The sequence below is a fragment of the Paenarthrobacter sp. CC6 genome, from assembly GCF_040560085.1.
GTDB classification, from domain to species: Bacteria; Actinomycetota; Actinomycetes; order Actinomycetales; family Micrococcaceae; genus Arthrobacter; species Arthrobacter nicotinovorans.
Genome location: NZ_JARDAN010000006.1, coordinates 246,182 through 260,940, shown reverse-complemented (window position 1 = coordinate 260,940; position 14,759 = coordinate 246,182). Strand labels below are relative to the sequence as shown.

The window sequence follows — 14,759 nt, the reverse complement described above, 5'->3', positions numbered from 1 at the left end:
GATCACAAACTCGATCTGACAGGGGTTCGGCAGTGGGCCTGAAAGAGCTGACACCGCAAGAGCGTGCCGCTGCGTTGGAAAAGGCTGCCAAGGCCCGGGCCGTGCGGGCCGCGGCCAAGGAGCGGCTGAAGCGTGGAGAAGTGAGCATCGCGGAGTTGATCTCCTCAGGCGCCACTGACGAAGCGATCGCGCGCATGCGTGTGGTGGAGTTGCTGGAAGCCCTGCCGGGGATTGGTCCCGTCCGGGCGGCCGGGATCATGGCGGATATCGGCATTGCCGGATCCCGGCGTATCAGGGGGTTGGGAATCCACCAGGCCCGGGCGCTGGTAGATTTTATGGATACCCAACAAAGCGTTTGACGCATCTCCCCGAAGGAATCCGTGAGCAAGAATCCTGGACTGACCGTCCTTGCAGGCCCCACTGCCGTTGGCAAAGGAACCGTATCCACGTACATCAGGGACAACTATCCAGAGGTTTGGCTTTCGGTTTCAGCCACCACCAGGGCCGCCCGTCCGGGTGAAAAGGATGGTGTCCATTACTTCTTCAAGTCAGCCGAAGAGTTCGATGCCCTGGTAGCCGACGGCGAACTGCTGGAGTGGGCCGTAGTTCACGGCCAGAACCGCTACGGCACCCTTCGCAGCACCGTCAACGCTGCGATCGCCGAAGGTAAGTCCGTCCTCCTCGAGATCGACCTCCAGGGGGCGCGGCAGGTCAAGGCGGCTGTGCCCGACGCCAACTTCGTCTTCCTGGCCCCGCCCAGCTGGGACGAAATGGTCCGCCGGCTGGTTGGCCGCGGCACGGAAACCGCGGAGGAACAGCAGCGGAGGCTGGAAACCGCTAAACTGGAACTTGCTGCTGAACCGGAGTTTGACCACACCGTCATTAATGACGACGTTCGCCGGGCAGCGGACGAGCTTGTTTCACTCATGGGGCTTACCCCGCACGGGCGCTAAAGCGCCTGTTTGTTGGCCCGTTAGAATTTGGAGAATTCGTGTCCACGAACCTTGAAGGCATCATCAACCCGCCGATCGATTCGCTGCTTGAGGCTGCCGATTCCAAGTACGGCCTGGTGATCTTCGGCGCCAAGCGTGCCCGCCAGATCAACGCTTACTACGCCCAGCTGCACGAGGGCCTGTTCGAGTACGTCGGTCCCTTGGTTGACACCAAGCTGAACGAGAAGTCGCTCTCGATCGCCCTCCGCGAGATCAACGAAGGCCTTCTGGTTTCCACGCCGATCGAGCCCGCAGAATAAAGCAGACTGCCTGTTGACGGAGGTCACGTGCGCATAGTCCTCGGAGTCGGGGGAGGGATTGCAGCCTACAAGGTTGCATCGCTCCTCCGGCTTTTTACTGAAGCCGGCCATCAGGTGACGGTCATTCCCACGGAAGCAGCCACCCGTTTTGTCGGGGTTGCCACGTGGGAGGCCCTCTCCGGCAACCCGGTGAGCAACAGCGTCTTCGACGACGTCGACAAGGTCAACCATGTGCGCCTGGGGCACCAGGCCGACCTGATCGTCATTGCTCCCGCCACCGCCGATCTCCTGGCCCGGGCGGCCACCGGGCAAGCAAACGACCTCCTCACCAACACCCTGCTGATGGCCCATGGCCCGGTGCTCTTCGCGCCCGCGATGCACACCGAAATGTGGCAGCACGCGGCGACCCAAGCCAATGTGGAAACGTTGCGCAGCCGGGGAGCAACGGTTCTGGAACCTGCTTCCGGGCGACTCACGGGTGCCGATTCGGGTCCGGGCAGGCTCCCGGAGCCGGACGCCATCTTTGCTGCGGCCATTGCCTTGGCAGAGGCCTCCGGTACGTCGGATAGTGCCCCACCGACGTCGGCGACGCACGCATCACTCGTGGGCAGGACAGTTACGATTTCCGCCGGTGGAACCAGGGAAGCCCTGGACCCGGTCAGGTTCCTGGGCAACCGTTCCTCGGGCAAGCAGGGCGCTGCGTTGGCCGCCGCTGCCTTGGCCGCCGGCGCCAAAGTCCGTTTCCTGGCCGCGCACATGGATGTAGAGCCGCCGGCCGGCGTCGAGCTTGTCCGCGTTGAGTCAGCCCTGGAACTGCGCGAGGCCGCGCTGAAAGCAGCAGTGGATTCCGACGTCGTCATCATGGCTGCGGCGGTTGCGGATTTCCGTCCGGCTGAGGTTTCGGACACAAAAATCAAGAAGGTCGACGGCGAGGACGCACCTGTTGTGCGCCTGGTCCGGAATCCTGACATCCTGCGCGAGCTTGTCCAGAGGCGGACCGCTGAAGGCGGCCGGCAGTTGATTGTCGGCTTTGCGGCGGAAACCGGGGACGCGCAGGGCGATGTACTGGAGCATGCGGCAGCCAAACTCAAACGCAAGGGCTGCGACCTCCTCGTTGTCAATCAGGTGGGTGTTGGCCGGGTCTTCGGGCAGGACGACAACTCTGTGGTCATCCTTTCCGGCCATGGCGCTGAGCCGCAGTCCGCTGCCGGGTCCAAGACAGACGTCGCCGCCGCAGTGATTGACCGGGTTGGCGCCGAACTCGCACAGGTCTTCCCGGCCATGTGACTGAGCCCACGCCTGAATTCTTCGCAAAGGGACACACGGCAGATCACGTGATCCCGCAACCCAGTAAGGTGGTCGAGTGACTTTACCGCTGCACCATGAACACCATGGCACCCCGTCCAAGCTCCGCCTCTTCACTTCCGAGTCGGTTACTGAAGGGCACCCGGACAAGATCTGCGACCAGATCAGCGACTCCATTCTTGACGCGTTGCTGGCCGCGGATCCTGAATCCCGCGTGGCCGTTGAGACCATGGCCACAACCGGCTTGGTGCATGTGGCCGGCGAGGTCACCACTGATGCTTACGTCGAAATTCCGCAGATCGTCCGTGAGACCATACTCGGAATCGGCTATGACTCCTCGGCCAACGGTTTCGACGGCGCCCGCTGTGGCGTTTCGGTCTCGATCGGCCAGCAGTCCAACGACATCGCGGGCGGGGTCTTCAACTCGCTTGAGGCCCGTGAAGGACGCCAGGAGGACGACTACGACCTCCAGGGTGCCGGCGACCAAGGCATCATGTTCGGTTACGCCAGCGATGAAACGGCGTCCTACATGCCGACTCCCATCTGGTTGGCGCACCGCCTTTCGGAGCGTCTGACCGAAGTCCGCAAGAACGGCGAACTTGCCTACCTGCGGCCCGACGGCAAGACCCAGGTGACGGTAGGGTACGACGGCGACCGGCCGGTTTCCGTTGAAACCGTTGTGATCTCCAGCCAGCACGCTGAGGAAGCAAGCCTAGATCAGCTCCGCGCGGACCTCGCAAGCTACGTCATCGAACCCGTGCTGGCAGCGTCAAACCTTGACCTCTCCCGCACGGCCAACATCCTGAACCCTGCAGGCGCTTTCGTCATCGGCGGCCCCGTCGGGGATGCCGGTCTGACCGGGCGCAAGATCATCGTGGACACCTATGGCGGATTCTCCCGCCACGGCGGCGGTGCGTTCTCCGGCAAGGATCCGTCGAAGGTGGACCGTTCTGCTGCCTACGCCATGCGTTGGGTCGCCAAGAACGTCGTGGCTGCCGGTCTCGCCAAGCGCGCCGAGATCCAGATCGCCTACGCCATTGGCCAGGCCCGGCCTGTGGGAACCTACGTTGAGACCTTCGGCACGGAGACTGTGGACCCTGCCCGCATCAGCGAAGCGATCGACGAACTCTTTGATCTCCGTCCCCGCGCCATCATCGATGCCCTGGACCTCAAGCGGCCCATCTACGCCAAGACTGCTGCACACGGCCACTTCGGACGGGATGAGCCCGACTTCACCTGGGAGCGGCTGGACCGCGTTGCGGACCTGAAGGAATACTTCAACGCCTGATGTGTCCCGCGGACTGCCTCGATGTTGTTTTGTCGGTGGTTCGTGATTGGCTTTAGCCAGAGAGATGCCCGCAGCGGGTCAATCCCGCTGCGGGCATCTCTCGTTGACAGTGAAGCGGTCTTCCGTGTGATGAGTTGGAGGTGACGGGCATGGCAGCACACGATGTCCAGCCATCGTTGCTCCAACCCTCGCTGTTGCAGGGTTTCCCCGACCGGATGCCGGCCAATGGACCTCCGCTGGCTGCGTCGAATCCGGTAGCGCGCGTCATCCTGGAGTCATCCCTGCCCCATTTGGACAGGCCCTTTGACTACAGCGTTCCCGCCGAACTCGCCGATGCGGCTTCTCCCGGCGTTCGGGTGAAGGTGAAGTTCAACGGCCAGGAACTCAACGGCTACATCATCGAGCGCCGGGGGTCCTCGGATGCGGCCCACCCGCTCATAGCCTTGCATAAAGTCGTGTCCCCGGTGGCGGTCCTGACCCCAGCCGTCTCCGAGTTGGCGGCCACCGTGGCTGCACGCTACGCAGGTACCCTGAGCGACGTTCTCCGGACGGCTGTGCCTCCCCGTGTGGCCAAGGTGGAGAAGGAACTTTTGGCCGGGGATTTGGACGCCGATGTCGCGGAGCTGAAGCCGTTCACGGACGCTCACGCCTGGGCGGTGTACTCCAACGGCAAGTCCTATCTGCAGCACCTCGCCAGTGGCGGTTCGCCCAAGGCTGTCCTGACGGCCCTCCAGGCTTTCGGAGCGGCTGGCTGGGCGGCCCTGATCGCATCAGCTGTAGCCACAGTCCGCTCCTCCGGACGGGGCGCGGTGGTGGTGGTTCCGGACTACCGCGACCTTGAGCAGTTGGAGTCCGCCCTGGCCAAGGTCCTGCCGTCGTCTGACGTAGCCAGGCTCACCGCGGACGATGGGCAAACGCCCCGTTACCGGAATTTCCTGCGGCTCCTGAGCGGGGCGGCCGGGGTGGCTATCGGCACCCGCTCTGCTGCCTACGCACCGGTCAAGGATCTGGGCCTGGTGGTGTGCTGGGATGACGGCGACGACCTCCACATCGAGCAACGCGCTCCCTACGCCCATTCCCGTGAGGTGTTGTTGCTCCGGGCCGAGCAGGAGGGCGCGGCTTGCCTCATGGCCTCCCACAGCCGCAGCACAGAGTTGCAGCGACTGGTGGAAATGCGGTGGGCGGCGCCGATCGAAGCGCCCCGCACCACAGTCCGCTCCACGGTGCCGCGCGTCCTCAACACCGCTGACAGCTTTGAGCAGGAACGCGACCCCCTGGCCCGGATCGCCCGTTTGCCGGGTGCGGCATGGCGGGCGGCCAAAGAAGGCCTGGAGCGCGGCCCCGTCCTGGTGCAGGTGGCCCGCGCGGGATACGCGCCGTCCTTGGTGTGTGAGACATGCCGTGAGCTGGCCCGCTGCAACGCCTGCCAGGGGCCGTTGGCGGTCTCCAGCAGTTCGGCCATGCCGGCGTGCCGCTGGTGCTCCACACCGGCTCCTCAGTGGCGCTGCACGCACTGCAGCGGAACCAGGCTGCGCCGGGGAGCCGCAGGTGTCATGAGGACCGCGGAGGAGCTGGGCCGGGCGTTCCCCGGCAAGCCGGTGGTCACCTCGTCCGGCGAGAACATCAAAGCCACGGTCCCCGATACTCCTGCCTTGGTGGTGGCCACGGTCGGCGCAGAGCCGGTTGCTCCCGCCGGATATGCCGCAGCCCTGTTGCTCGACGGCAATTCCTTGCTTCGACGGGAAAACCTGCGTGCGGGGGAGGACACCGTTCGCCGCTGGTTCAATGCCGCTTCCCTCGTGAAGCCTTCCGGCCAAGGTGGACTGGTAGTGATCACCGCGGATGACACCGCGGCCACGGGCGCACTTTTGCGCTGGGACGCTGCAGGATATGCCTCCAGGGAGCTCGCGTTGCGCAGAGAGCTCCAGCTGCCGCCCGCGGTCCGAGTGGCTTCCGTCACCGGCTCAAGGGCCGACGTCGGGCATTTCTCCGAGGCTTTCGAGGCCAGCGCTCCGCTGGCCTCCGGCGCCAAACTCCGCAGCGCCGGACCGGCCCCGGTGCAATTGTTCACCGGCACCTCCCCCTCTGCGGCCGAAGAAGCCGATGCTGATGTCAGGACGCTGTACTTCATTCCGTATGCCGAAGCCGCAGAAACGACTCGCGCCATGCGTGCTGTCAAAGCCGCGAACGCTGCCAAGCGCACGGCCGGGCCGGTGCAGCTGCGCCTGGACGGGGTCGACGTCCTCTAGGCGCCAAGGTGCCGGACTCAGTACAACCGAGACTTGCGCCGGCGCAGGTTGACGACTTCTTCAGCCGCGGCGAGAAGTTGCCGTGCCGACTCGTCCCAGTTGAACTTCGATGCCCGTTCCACCGAATTGCGGGACCGCTGCTGCCACAATTCCCCGTCACCGAGGGCGGTTACTGCAGCAGAGAAGTCAGTGGGCGATTCAGGATCAACGTAACTGACGGCATCGCCACCGACCTCCCTGAAGATCGGGATATCGCTGGCAATCACCGGGGTACCGAGTGCCATGGCCTCCACCAGCGGCAGCCCGTATCCTTCAGCGCGCGAAAGGCTGATCAGTGCGGTTGCCCGGAGCAGGAGGTCGTCGTATTCGGCGTCGGTTACACCGTTGTGGAAGATGACCTTGGCGCCGGCGGGAACGATGGCTTCCAGTTCTGCCCGGCGGTCCGCAGTGATGCGGCTCAACAGGTGCAACGTAAATTCCGGCAACCCGGCCATTCCCCGGATCATGGTTTCCACGTTCTTGTAGGGCATGAACGAGCCCATGTACAGCAGGGTCTTGTCGGCACCTGCTGCCGGATCCCGTGGTGTTTGTCCTGGCTGCGGAGCATTACCCACAATCCGGACCGGCCGCTTGGTCAGCCTGTATTTGGCCATCAGGGCTTCGGTGGTGTGGCTGATGGTGGCGACGATATCGGCCCGGTTCAAGAGCAACCGTTGGGGCCAGAAAGCCTTGTGGTACAGCCGCCACAGGAGGCGGACCGGGGCGGGAAGGAAACCCGGGGGAGCGGGGTGTTCGTAGTAGATGAGGTCGTGGAGGGTGAGAACCAGTCCGTACTTGCGCCCCAACGTGCCCATGGTCTGCATCGGGCAGACCACCACATCGGCGCCCAGGGGGTTGACCTTCCGGGCAACGAACAGCTCCAGTGGGGAAAGGGGGCTGTTGACCATCACATACGGAACGTCAGGCAGCAGGGCGAGTTGGCGCTTGTCGCTGACCAGCATGGTGACGTCCGCGAGTTTTGACGTGGCGGCTATGAGGCTGGAACCGTACCGGCTGATGCCATCGTGGTGGTCCGTTCTGGTAAAGCGGGCGTCGATGACAATTTTCACGCGGGGTGTTCCTCCAGGAAGGTGCGGATCGCTGCTGCTGCGGGGGCCGGGGTTTCGTAGTGGATCAAATGCCCGACGTCGGGAATCACTTCCAGCGTAGCGTCCGGCAGCCGCTCCATCAGCTTGTGCTGGTTCGGAAGGGTGGCGATCTCATCCTTTTCCCCGGCGACGAGAAGGACCGGGAGCTTCAGTTGTTCGGCTACTTCTGCTACGTTGCCCGAGACCGACGCCTTGAAGGATTCGAGCAGGCTTTTCCTGTCCGCGAAGGCGCTGAAGTAGGCATCGTGCTGGCCGTGGATGAAACGGCGGAGTGCTTTGTCCTTGGTCTTTGCCATGGTGATGCTCATGACGCGGACGATCAAGCGGTTCCGGAGGACAGCGATTCCCACTCGGCGGGGAAGCCTGGCGGATGCCTGATAGTACAGCACCGCAAGCTTGGTCATGATGCCCTTGGGACCTTCCAGAGCCGGAGCGGCAATGGGGTTGATCAGGATCAACGGGTAGATGGCATAGGGATGCGCAGCAGCGAAGTGGCTGGCCACGATCGAACCGAAAGAGTGGCCCAGCAGGACGGTCCTGGGGCCCAAGCCGAGTGCGGTCATGAAGCTGGAGATGAATTGCCCGTAGCGCTCAACGGTGTGTTCATCATCCACGAACGGCTCCGAGCTTCCGAACGCCGGCAGGTCGGGCATGATGATGCGCATTTCCGGAAGCTGGTCCACAACGCGCAATAGACCGTGATGGTCTCCCCTGAAGCCATGGATGACCAGGATGGTGCGGGTCGTGGACGTGGCCTTGGCTGGTTCGTACGTCCAGTAGGCGACCGTGCTGCCGTCGATTTCGATATCCGAGGCGGTAGTCCGTCCGGCGAGGGCTTCACTGAAGAATCCATTGGGGGCCTGCGAGCCCTCGGGGGAGTGCGCGGTGTCCACTTTTTCCATGGAGGTATTCCCTATTTCACGTTGTCCGGGTGTGAGCCGGTTCGATGGTGTCGTTCGAGTCCTGCCATGCCGTCCATGTCGGAGGGATCCAGCTCAAAATCGAATACGTTGAAGTTTTCCTTGATCCGTCCCGCAGAGCTCGCTTTGGGGATGACGAGGTTTCCCAGTTGGAGATGCCACCGGATGATGACCTGGGCAGGAGTTTTTCCATGCTTTTCGGCGAGCGAGATGATGGCAGGGTCGGCCAGGACCTGCCCGCGGCCGAGGGGACTCCACGCCTCAGTGGCTATTCCCAGCTGCTGGTGGAGTGTCCGTAATCTGCTTTGCTGCAGCCAGGGGTGCAGCTCGATCTGGTTTACTGCCGGGACGACTTCGGCTTTCTGCATCAGTTCGTCGAGATGGCCGGGCTGGAAGTTCGATACCCCGATCGCCCTTACTTTGCCCTCGCGATAGAGGGTTTCCAGCGCCTTGTATGTCTCCGTAAAAAGTCCGCGTCCGGCGCACGGCCAGTGGATGAGGTAAAGATCCACGTAGTCAAGCCCGAGGTTCGCAATCGAGGTGTCGAAGGCCCGGAGTGTGGACTCATAGCCTTGGTCGTCGTTCCAGACCTTGGTGGTCACGAACAGGTCCTCACGGGAAAGGGCGTGCACGGATTCCCCTGAACCACCCGTGCCGCCGTTCGCCCGGGCAGCATCGCCAATGGCACCGCCGAGCGCTCGGCCGACGCCCACCTCATTGCCGTACATCGATGCTGTGTCGAAACGCCGGTAGCCCTCGCCCAGGGCGGTCGCAACCAAAGCTTCGGCGTCTTTGGGCGGTACCTTGTAGAGCCCGTATCCCAAGCGTTCCATTTGTACGCCGTTGTTCAATGTCAGCCGGGCCGGGAATCTCATAGCAACGACTCTACCCATTTCCTGCACGAATGCTTCAGGAGTGGCCATTGAAACTGACCAGGCGTCGCGCGGAAGCTTCGTCCAGGATGAGGTCGGTGGCCAACCCCGCAGCCAGGGCTCCCTGCAATCCGTTGATCTTGGAGGCGCCCGACACCACGCAGATCCTGCGCCGGACCTGCCGCAACTGTTCGTGGCTGGGTCCTGTGGAGCGCTCGTTCAGCGTGATGCCGTCCGAGGAGCCGTCACTCCGGAAGAACACAGTCGCCACGTCCCCCACCACGTCGTCCGCTGCCAGCATGGAGAGGTCGCGTTCATCCAGGTAGCCGCCGGCATACACGTGGCTCGGGTAGTCCGAATCAACGGATCCGACTCCGAAAATAGCTATGCTCATGCGTGCCTGCAGATCAAGGATTCTTTGAACGCTGCGCTCATTCCACATGGCGGTCTTCGTGGCGGCGTGGTCGAAAAAGGCGGGAACCGGGAACTGTTCAACCCTCGCTCCGTAGGCACTGCCGAAGCGCCGCATGATGTCGCTGGCGTAGGTAATGCCTGTCGTTTGCATGTTTCCGGCACCGTTGAGCTGGACCACGATGCTGTCATGGGTCACTTTGCGGGTGAGGTGACGGCTGACGGCGCTGAGCGTGGCACCCCAAGCAACGCCGATGATTGCATTCGAATCCACCAAGGGCCCTATGGTCCTGGCAGCCTGCATGGCGACGCGGTCCAAGGTCTCAGCTTCGTTGAGGGTGTCCAGGACCGGAACGACGTGGACGTCCACGCCGTACTGGTTCCTGATCTGGCTCTCAAGCTCAGGACCGGTATCGAACGGACTTCGAATCTGGACCTGCACCAGGCCTGTTTCCCGGGCTGAGGACAACAGCCGGGACACTGTGGACCGGGACGTCCGCAACTCGCGGGCGATCGCATCCATGGTCAGATCCTGCAGGTAGTACATCTGTGCAGCCCGGAGCGCATCCGAGTGACGTGATCGTGCCATCTCATTTCCTTACTGCACGTTTGTGCAAATAGCTTGACTCCATTTTCCACCTTCGCAAGATTAGTGGTGAACGGTGCAGCAGCGAGTGGCGCGGCGCACGAACCAAGCCCAAGGGAGCAGTTTTGGGACACAACAGGAATTCCGGTACTTCACAGCACGCACAGCAGCGTGACTCCGTCGTTGCACTGCAGGAGCGGCCCACGGCGAAGGTCCTCATTATCGGCGGTGGCATCAATGGTGTCGGAACGTTCCGCGACCTCGCGCTCCAGGGCGTCGACGTCGCCCTTGTTGAACGCGGTGATTTCTGCCAGGGCGCCAGCGGCGCTTCCTCCCACATGATCCACGGCGGCATCCGCTATCTCGAGAACGGCGAATTCCGCCTGGTCCAGGAATCCGTGGTCGAACGCAACCGACTCCTGCGCATCGCCCCGCACTACGTCAAGCCGTTGCAGACCACCATCCCGATCTTCAGCACTTTCTCCGGCATCCTTTCCGCGCCCACGCGTTTCCTTACCCACAAGCAGGGCAAGCCCAAGGAGCGCGGCGCGTTCCTCATCAAGGTGGGCCTGAGCATGTACGACTTCTTCTCCCGCGACGGTGGCAGCGTTCCGCGCCACCAGTTCCGCGGCCGGACAAAAGCCTTGGCTGAACTTCCCAAGCTGCACTCCGGAATCAAGTACGCAGCGACCTACTTTGATGCCTCAGTCCACAACCCCGAGCGTCTGACCCTGGACGTCCTGCAGGACGGCGAGAAGGCCGGCCGCGGGGGTGGGCTTCCCGGAGGAAGTGCCCGCGCCAGCAACTACGTCTCGCTCGTATCCATGGGTACCAACGGGGTCCGGCTCCGTGACGAGCTGACCGGCAAGGAATTCGACTTCCAGGCAGACGTCATCGTCAACACCACCGGCGCATGGGTTGACCTCACCAACCAGGCCATGGGCGCTGTGAGCAAGTTCATGGGCGGCACCAAGGGTTCCCACATTGTCCTGGACCACCCCGAACTCCTTGCCGCGTGCAACGGCCGGGAGATCTTCTTCGAGCACACCGACGGCCGCATTGTGCTGATCTACCCGATGGGAGACCGCGTGCTGGTCGGTACCACGGATGTCGACGCCGACATGTCCGAAGACGCCGTCTGCACGGAAGAAGAGATTGACTACTTCTTCGACCTCGTTGGCCATGTGTTCCCCACCATCAAGGTGGAGCGTGACCAGATCGTCTACAGCTTCGCCGGCGTTCGTCCCTTGCCCCGCCACGATGAAACCCAGCCGGGTTTCGTTTCCCGGGACTACCGCATCGAACGTAACGTCCGCACCGGTGACGACGCCGTGACAACACCAGGCGGCAAGGCCGCCATCGTACTCAGCCTGGTAGGCGGCAAGTGGACAACCTTCCGTGCGCTGGCTGAACACATGACCAATGATGTCCTGCGCGAACTGGGCATGGAGCGCAAAGTCTCGACGGCGAAACTCGCCATCGGCGGAGGTGCCGGCTTCCCGGATACGGAACAGGGCGAACAGGAATGGATCAAGAATCACATGGGCCCGGGCCTGGATGCCGACCGGGTTGCCGTCCTGCTGACCCGTTACGGGACTCGCGCGGAAGAGGTCATTGAGTACCTCAACGCCGGCCAGGATCAGCCGCTGCGGTCAACCCGCGAACTCAGCGTTCGCGAACTGGCCTTCATGGCCGAGCACGAGCAGATCGGGCACCTGGTCGATGTCCTGATCCGCCGGACGTCACTTGCCTTCCGTGGCCTGGTGACCGGGGAGCTTCTCAATGAGATCGCCGCGGCCCTTGCCGAGCCGCTTGGCTGGGATGCAGCAACCCGTGAAGCCGAAATCCAGCACGCGCAGGATGTCCTGCAACGCTTCCACAAGGTTGACGTCCACAGCCTGGTGGCCTGAGGCCGGCAGCGGAAACAGCTTGACCGTCCCGGAGCGCGGCAGGGACGGAATGGGGTAGGTGGGCCCGACAGGGGCCCACCACACCGGGGCGGTTCCGGAGACAACGGAACCGTCCCAACAGCCTCTTCACCCGCGATGAGGCTGACAACAGAAAATAGAGGAGTCAAAGATGTCTCTTGGAATTGTTTTCCTTTCCGAAGTATTCGGAACCATGATGCTCACCCTGCTGGGTTGTGGCGTCGTGGCCAACGTTGCGCTCAAAGGCACCAAGGGCAACAACGCTGGATTCTTGATGGTGACGTGGGGCTGGGGTATTGCGGTCTTCGCGGGCGTTTTCGTGGCCGCCAAGTCCGGTGCGCACCTGAACCCGGCAGTCACCTTGGGCCTGTTGGTCAATGGAAAGGCGGAGTACGCGCCCGACGTGGCCGTAACGTTCGGCTCGACCCTGACCTATTTCGGCGGTGAACTGCTTGGTGCTTTCCTTGGCGCGGTAGTCTGCTGGCTCGCCTACAAGCAGCACTTCGATGAAGAGCCCCTGGCGGCAAACAAGTTGGGCACTTTCTCCACCGGCCCGGCCATCCGCTCCACCCCCTGGAACCTCATCACCGAAATCATCGGCACGTTCGTCCTGGTCTTTGTCATCCTGACCTTCGGAGGAACCCCCTCCGGCCTCGGCCCGCTGGCCGTAGCGCTGCTCGTTGTTGGTATCGGCGTGTCCCTCGGCGGTCCCACCGGTTACGCCATCAACCCCGCACGTGACCTCGGCCCCCGCATCGCACACGCCGTCCTTCCCATCAAGGGCAAGGGCTCCAGCGACTGGGCGTACTCCTGGATTCCGGTGGTTGGACCGTTGGTTGGCGGTACCTTGGCCGGGCTCGTTGGGCTGCTGGTACCTGGCATCATGCCTGCGCTTGCCGGCTGACCCTGTCCACAACAATCTCCCTTATCCGCACACTGCTGACCATCACTGATTAACCAACAACACCAGACAAGGACGTCACCATGAATCAATACGTCATCGCCATTGATCAGGGCACCACCAGCTCGCGCGCCATCGTCTTCGACCACTCGGGCAACATTGTGTCCACCGGCCAAATGGAACACGAGCAGATCTTCCCGCAGGCGGGCTGGGTTGAGCACAACCCCGCAGAGATCTGGAACAACACGCGCGAGGTCATCGCCTCAGCACTGTCAAAGGCGAACCTGACGCGGCACGACATTGCCGCCGTCGGCATTACCAACCAGCGTGAAACCGCGGTTGTCTGGGACAAAAACACCGGTGAGGCCGTCTACAATGCGATTGTCTGGCAGGACACCCGCACCCAGCCGATCGTTGACGAGCTGGCACAGGACGGCGGGCTTGAGCGGTTCAAGCAGAAGGTTGGCCTTCCCCTGGCCACATACTTCTCCGGAACCAAGATCAAGTGGATCCTGGACAACGTCGACGGTGCCCGTGAAAAAGCCGAGGCAGGCGATCTTCTCTTCGGGAACACCGACGCGTGGGTCCTCTGGAACCTGACCGGCGGTGTCGACGGCGGCGTGCACGTCACGGACGTCACCAACGCTTCCCGGACCCTGTTCATGGACCTTGAAACATTGCAGTGGGACCAGGAGATCCTGGACGTCTTCGGTGTTCCGGCTTCCATGATGCCCACCATCAAGTCCTCCTCCGAGGTCTACGGCCATGTCCACACCTCGCAGTTGCTCCGCGAGACCCCCGTGGCCGGAATCCTGGGCGACCAGCAGGCAGCTACCTTCGGTCAGGCGGCATTCCAGGCCGGTGAAGCGAAGAACACGTACGGCACGGGCTGCTTCCTGATCTTCAACACCGGCGAGGACATTGTCCACTCCAAGAACGGTCTTCTCACCACTCTCGGCTACAAGCTGGGTGACGCCAAGCCGCACTACGCCCTCGAGGGTTCCATCGCCGTCACCGGTTCACTGATCCAGTGGCTTCGCGACAACCTGGGCATGATCAGCTCCGCCCCGGAAGTTGAGGAACTCGCCGCCGCAGTGAAGGACAACGGAGGCGTCTACATCGTTCCTGCGTTCTCCGGCCTCTTCGCCCCCTACTGGCGTGCGGATGCACGTGGCGCCATCGTTGGCCTGACACGTTTCGCCAACAAGGGCCACATCGCCCGTGCGGCGCTGGAAGCCACCGCGTTCCAGACCCGTGAGGTGCTCGACGCCGTCAACGCCGACTCGGGCGTTCCGCTCACCGAGCTTAAGGTCGACGGCGGCATGGTCGCCAACGAGGCACTCATGCAGTTCCAGGCGGACATTCTCGGCGTGCCTGTGGTTCGCCCGAAGGTCGTCGAAACCACGGCTCTCGGTGCTGCCTATGCGGCCGGTCTGGCTGTCGGCTTCTGGAAGGACCTGGGCGAACTGAGCGCCAACTGGAACGAAGACAAGCGCTGGGAGCCGCAGTTGCCGGCAGAGGAGCAGGAGCGCCAGCTGCGTCTCTGGAAGAAGGCAGTCACCAAGTCCATGGACTGGGTCGACGAGGACGTTAAGTAGCCTGACCTGACGTTGACGGCAGCCGCGCCTGCCCCGCCCGCTTCGCGGTGCCCACCACACCCGGGCGAGGTGCGGCTGCCGTCAACTCAACCATCAGTCCTGTAAGCCGCTCGATGCGACTTGGGAGTTTGATCGTGCGCTATTGTAGATCTATGCGTGCGATCCTTCTGCTTAGCTAGCCGCCCGGCTTTCAACAGCCGTGCGGCCGCCCCTCCATTGTTGAGGGGCTTTTGTGTGTCCGGGGGTATCCGGGACCGCAGCAGGAGGTAATACCGCCATCGAAGAACAGAAGAGGGCAGCA

Annotated in this window: 13 protein-coding genes; 9 read left to right on the top strand and 4 right to left on the bottom strand. The window is 63.0% G+C overall.

What is annotated here, in order from left to right; translation table 11 throughout:
* Positions 1–32 precede the first annotated feature (32 nt).
* The 6 genes from mihF (at position 33) to PV760_RS05975 (ending at position 6,094) form a co-directional block, all read left to right on the top strand.
* Positions 33–359 carry an integration host factor, actinobacterial type gene (gene mihF, locus PV760_RS06000; RefSeq protein ID WP_018777726.1) on the top strand — a complete coding sequence of 109 codons (327 nt, stop codon included), beginning with the start codon at positions 33–35 and terminating at the stop codon, positions 357–359.
* A gap of 21 nt (positions 360–380) precedes the next feature.
* Entirely contained in the window at positions 381–953 is a 573-nt protein-coding gene (gmk, locus tag PV760_RS05995) for a guanylate kinase (protein WP_018777725.1), read from the top strand.
* Between the two features lie 38 nt (positions 954–991).
* On the top strand, positions 992–1,252 hold the full coding sequence (gene rpoZ, locus PV760_RS05990) for a DNA-directed RNA polymerase subunit omega (RefSeq protein WP_017197559.1): 261 nt from the start codon (positions 992–994) through the stop codon (positions 1,250–1,252).
* A 27-nt stretch (positions 1,253–1,279) separates the two neighbouring features.
* On the top strand, positions 1,280–2,539 hold the full coding sequence (coaBC, locus tag PV760_RS05985; RefSeq protein ID WP_193590592.1) for a bifunctional phosphopantothenoylcysteine decarboxylase/phosphopantothenate--cysteine ligase CoaBC: 1,260 nt from the start codon (positions 1,280–1,282) through the stop codon (positions 2,537–2,539).
* 76 nt (positions 2,540–2,615) lie between these two features.
* A complete protein-coding gene (gene metK / locus PV760_RS05980; protein WP_039241670.1) occupies positions 2,616–3,845 on the top strand; it encodes a methionine adenosyltransferase in 1,230 nt (409 codons plus the stop codon).
* A gap of 149 nt (positions 3,846–3,994) precedes the next feature.
* Positions 3,995–6,094, top strand: coding sequence for a primosomal protein N' (locus tag PV760_RS05975; RefSeq protein ID WP_055975926.1), 2,100 nt, complete (start codon positions 3,995–3,997; stop codon positions 6,092–6,094).
* Between the two features lie 17 nt (positions 6,095–6,111).
* Here the strand turns inward: PV760_RS05975 and PV760_RS05970 are convergent, their stop codons facing one another.
* Genes PV760_RS05970 through PV760_RS05955 form a run of 4 tightly spaced genes read right to left on the bottom strand, consistent with a single transcriptional unit; the run spans position 6,112 to position 10,034 of the window.
* The gene (locus PV760_RS05970) at positions 6,112–7,203 is read right to left on the bottom strand and encodes a glycosyltransferase family 4 protein (protein ID WP_055975925.1); all 1,092 of its coding nucleotides are present in this window, start codon (positions 7,201–7,203) and stop codon (positions 6,112–6,114) included.
* Positions 7,200–8,144, bottom strand: a complete 945-nt coding sequence (locus PV760_RS05965) for an alpha/beta fold hydrolase (protein WP_055975922.1) — start codon at positions 8,142–8,144, stop codon at positions 7,200–7,202. Before PV760_RS05965 ends, PV760_RS05970 begins: the two co-directional genes overlap by 4 nt.
* Positions 8,145–8,155: 11 nt before the next feature.
* Positions 8,156–9,037, bottom strand: a complete 882-nt coding sequence (locus PV760_RS05960; RefSeq protein WP_055975919.1) for an aldo/keto reductase — start codon at positions 9,035–9,037, stop codon at positions 8,156–8,158.
* A gap of 34 nt (positions 9,038–9,071) precedes the next feature.
* Positions 9,072–10,034, bottom strand: coding sequence for a sugar-binding transcriptional regulator (locus tag PV760_RS05955; protein WP_018777718.1), 963 nt, complete (start codon positions 10,032–10,034; stop codon positions 9,072–9,074).
* A gap of 122 nt (positions 10,035–10,156) precedes the next feature.
* On the opposite strand from PV760_RS05955, the gene PV760_RS05950 reads away from it, so the two are divergent.
* The 3 genes from PV760_RS05950 to glpK all read left to right on the top strand — a co-directional run bounded on the left by PV760_RS05950 (position 10,157) and on the right by glpK (position 14,458).
* Positions 10,157–11,941 (top strand): glycerol-3-phosphate dehydrogenase/oxidase, encoded by a 1,785-nt coding sequence (locus tag PV760_RS05950; RefSeq protein ID WP_354627351.1) that lies wholly within the window; start codon positions 10,157–10,159, stop codon positions 11,939–11,941.
* Between the two features lie 169 nt (positions 11,942–12,110).
* Positions 12,111–12,863 carry an MIP/aquaporin family protein gene (locus PV760_RS05945; RefSeq protein ID WP_018777716.1) on the top strand — a complete coding sequence of 251 codons (753 nt, stop codon included), beginning with the start codon at positions 12,111–12,113 and terminating at the stop codon, positions 12,861–12,863.
* 80 nt (positions 12,864–12,943) lie between these two features.
* Positions 12,944–14,458, top strand: a complete 1,515-nt coding sequence (gene glpK, locus PV760_RS05940) for a glycerol kinase GlpK (RefSeq protein WP_055975914.1) — start codon at positions 12,944–12,946, stop codon at positions 14,456–14,458.
* The last annotated feature ends 301 nt before the right edge of the window (positions 14,459–14,759 follow it).

What these genes read in the sequence shown, in the direction of transcription:
- PV760_RS05975 (WP_055975926.1), top strand. Translation starts at nt 3,995, where the DNA reads ATGGCAGCACACGATGTCCAGCCATCGTTGCTCCAACCCTCGCTGTTG.
- PV760_RS05965 (WP_055975922.1), bottom strand. Translation starts at nt 8,144, where the DNA reads ATGGAAAAAGTGGACACCGCGCACTCCCCCGAGGGCTCGCAGGCCCCC.
- PV760_RS05960 (WP_055975919.1), bottom strand. Translation starts at nt 9,037, where the DNA reads ATGAGATTCCCGGCCCGGCTGACATTGAACAACGGCGTACAAATGGAA.
- PV760_RS05955 (WP_018777718.1), bottom strand. Translation starts at nt 10,034, where the DNA reads ATGGCACGATCACGTCACTCGGATGCGCTCCGGGCTGCACAGATGTAC.
- PV760_RS05945 (WP_018777716.1), top strand. Translation starts at nt 12,111, where the DNA reads ATGTCTCTTGGAATTGTTTTCCTTTCCGAAGTATTCGGAACCATGATG.
- glpK (WP_055975914.1), top strand. Translation starts at nt 12,944, where the DNA reads ATGAATCAATACGTCATCGCCATTGATCAGGGCACCACCAGCTCGCGC.